We start from the raw sequence: 2,921 nt of genomic DNA, 5'->3' as shown, positions 1-2,921 counted from the left end.
GGCCAAGGCCGCGAAATCGGGGTTCTTGAGATCGGTGGCGACGACGCGGCCGGGATATTCGCGCTCCTGGTGCATGCGGATGGTGCCGTAGATGCCGTTGTTGACGACGACCACAATGATAGGCAGGTCATACTGCACGGCGGTGGCGAATTCCTGCCCGTTCATCAGGAAGCAGCCGTCGCCGGCGAAAGCGACCACGGTGCGCTCCGGGAACAGCTCCTTGGCGGCGACGGCCGCAGGCGTGCCATAGCCCATCGAGCCTGACGTCGGCGCACCTTGAGTGGCGAAGCGGCGGAAGCGGTGGAAACGATGCACCCAGGTGGCGTAGTTGCCGGCGCCGTTGGTGAGGATGGCGTCGTCGGGCAACATCTTTTCGAGGTAGTTCATGATCGGGCCCATCTGGACCGAGCCGGGGCCGCCTTCCGGTGGCGTCGACCAGTCCAGATAGGCGGCATGCAGCTTTGGCGTCTCGGCTGCCCAAGTCGGCTCCGAGGCCGGTTTGCGCTTGGCGAAAGCTTCGATGAAGGCGGACGGCGAGGCGTTGATCGCCAGTGTCGGGCGGTAGACGCGGCCGAGCTCGCCGGCGTCGGCATGGACATGCACCAGCGTCTGGTCGGGATAGGGGCTTTTCAGCAGCGTGTAGTCGGACGAGGGCATTTCGCCCATGCGGCCGCCGATCAGCAGCACGAGATCGGCCTGCTTGATCGCTGTGGCCAGCTTCGGGTTGATGCCGATGCCGACATCGCCGGCATAGTTCGGATGCAGATGATCGAACAGCATCTGGCGGCGGAAGGAGCAGCCGACCGGCAGCGACCAAGCCTCGGCGATCGTGCGCATTTGTGCAACCGCCTCGGCGTCCCAGCGCGTGCCGCCGAGGATGACGAACGGCCGCTTGGCCTTGGCCAGCAGCTTTTCCAGCGCATCGAGCTCCGCTTCGCCCGGCCGTGTCTCAACCGGCGTGTGCGGCAAGGCGATGGCCGCTTCGACGATACTGGTCAGCATGTCTTCGGGCAGCGAGATCACCACCGGGCCGGGACGGCCCGATGTCGCCACCGCGAAAGCGCGGGTGACGAATTCGGGGATGCGCGAGGCGTCGTCGATCTCGACCACCCATTTGGCGATGTCGCCGAAGAACCTCTTATAGTCCACCTCCTGGAACGCTTCGCGCTCCTTGGCGTGGCTGGCGACCTGGCCGATGAACAGGATGACGGGTATCGAATCCTGCATGGCGATGTGGATGCCGGCCGAGGCGTTGGTGGCGCCGGGGCCGCGGGTGACGAAGCAGATGCCGGGCTTGCCGGTCAGGCGGCCATGGCAATCGGCCATCATGGCGGCACCGCCTTCCTGGCGGCAGACGATGGTGCGGATCGCAGAGTCGTGCAGCGCGTCGAGCACTGCCAGATAGGATTCACCCGGCACGCAATAGATGCGGTCGGTGCCGTTGGCTTCGAGCGCGTCGACGATGAGTTGTCCGCCGGTCTTCATTGTCCAGACTTCTCCAGTTCGGCAAGGATTTCTTGCGTGTGCTCGCCCAGGCGTGGCGAGGGGCGCTCATAGACCAGCGGCGTGCCGGACATCACCATCGGCGCACGCACCGAAGGCAGAAGATTGCCATGGCCGTCGTCGAGATCGAGCCGCATGCCGCGCGCGATCGTCTGCGGATCGGCAAACATCTGGCCGATCGTGTTGATCGGGCTCGCCGGCACGCCGGCCGCTTCCAGCTTGGCCAGCAGCGGATCGCGGTCAAAAATCTTCAGCGCCTCGATCATGCGCTCGCGCAACTTGACCCGGTTGGCGACCCGGGCGGGATTGGTGGCGAAGTCGGGATTGGCAGGCAGGTCGTCCAGTCCGACAGCGGCGCAGAATTTGGCGAACTGGCCGTCATTGCCGACCGCCAGGATGATGTGCCCGTCCCGGACCGGCACCACCTCATACGGGGCGATGTTCATATGCGCATTGCCCATCTGCACCGGCGATTGGCCGGAGACGAGATAGTTCAAATTCTGGTTGCCGAGCGCCGAGATCTGGGTGTCGAAAAGCGCCATGTCGACGTGCTGGCCTTCGCCGGTCTGCTCGGCATGGCGCAATGCTGCCTGGATGGCGATGACCGAATAAAGGCCGGTGAAGATGTCGGAGATGGCGACGCCCGCTTTTTGCGGCTCGCGGCCGACCTCGCCGGTGATCGACATCATGCCGGCCATGGCCTGGATGATGAAGTCGTAGCCGGCGCGCGGCGCATAGGGTCCGTCCTGACCGAAGCCGGTGATCGAGCAATAGACGAGGCGCGGGTTGATCTGGCGCAGGCTGTCATAGTCGAGGCCGTATTTCTTCAAGCCGCCGAGCTTGAAGTTCTCGATCAGCACGTCCGAGGTGGCGACCAGCCGGCGCACGGTCTCCGCGCCTTCCGGCGTCGAGAAATCGATGGCGATGGAGCGCTTGCCGCGATTGCAGGAATGGTAATAGGCGGCCGACAGGTTCTCGCCGTCCTTGCCCATGACGAAGGGCGGGCCCCATTTGCGGGTGTCGTCGCCGCCATCGGGGCTCTCGACCTTGATGACATCGGCGCCGAGATCGGCGAGCAACTGCCCGGCCCATGGCCCGGCAAGGATGCGGGCGAGTTCGACGACGCGGACGCCTTTCAGCGGGGGCTCAGCCATGAATCACCGTGATTGCCGCAATCACCGTGATTGCTGCGAAACCAGAGCCTCTATCAAGCCCTGCAACGGCTGTCACGGCTCTTGCAATGGGCCAATCCGTCACGCTTTGAGGACTTCGTCGGCCCAAATGGCGAAATCATCCATGATGATGTCGCGATTCACCTCGTTCAGGCTTTCGTGGCGGGTGTCGGCGTAAACCTTTGAAACCAGATTCGAAAAGCCCATGGCGCGCATGCGGCTGGCAAGATGCGTGATCCCTTTGCC

2 protein-coding genes and 1 pseudogene are annotated in these 2,921 nt (G+C 64.3%); all 3 read right to left on the bottom strand.

Features of this window, described 5'->3' with window-relative positions:
- The coding region (locus EN906_RS29325) for a thiamine pyrophosphate-binding protein (RefSeq protein WP_164777444.1) at window positions 1–1,485 on the bottom strand (1,485 nt) is incomplete at its 3' end.
- Window positions 1,482–2,657: a CaiB/BaiF CoA-transferase family protein gene (locus tag EN906_RS29320; RefSeq protein WP_127272545.1), complete on the bottom strand. Its 1,176-nt coding sequence runs from the start codon at window positions 2,655–2,657 to the stop codon at window positions 1,482–1,484. The genes EN906_RS29325 and EN906_RS29320, both read right to left, overlap by 4 nt.
- A gap of 99 nt (window positions 2,658–2,756) precedes the next feature.
- A pseudogene (locus EN906_RS38550) lies at window positions 2,757–2,921 on the bottom strand (alpha/beta hydrolase); the annotation flags it as partial.

This window comes from Mesorhizobium sp. M7A.F.Ca.CA.004.06.1.1 (assembly GCF_003999135.1).
Classification (GTDB): Bacteria; Pseudomonadota; Alphaproteobacteria; order Rhizobiales; family Rhizobiaceae; genus Mesorhizobium.
Note: the sequence above shows the minus strand (reverse complement) of the source record. Positions and strands in the feature narration are given on the sequence as shown.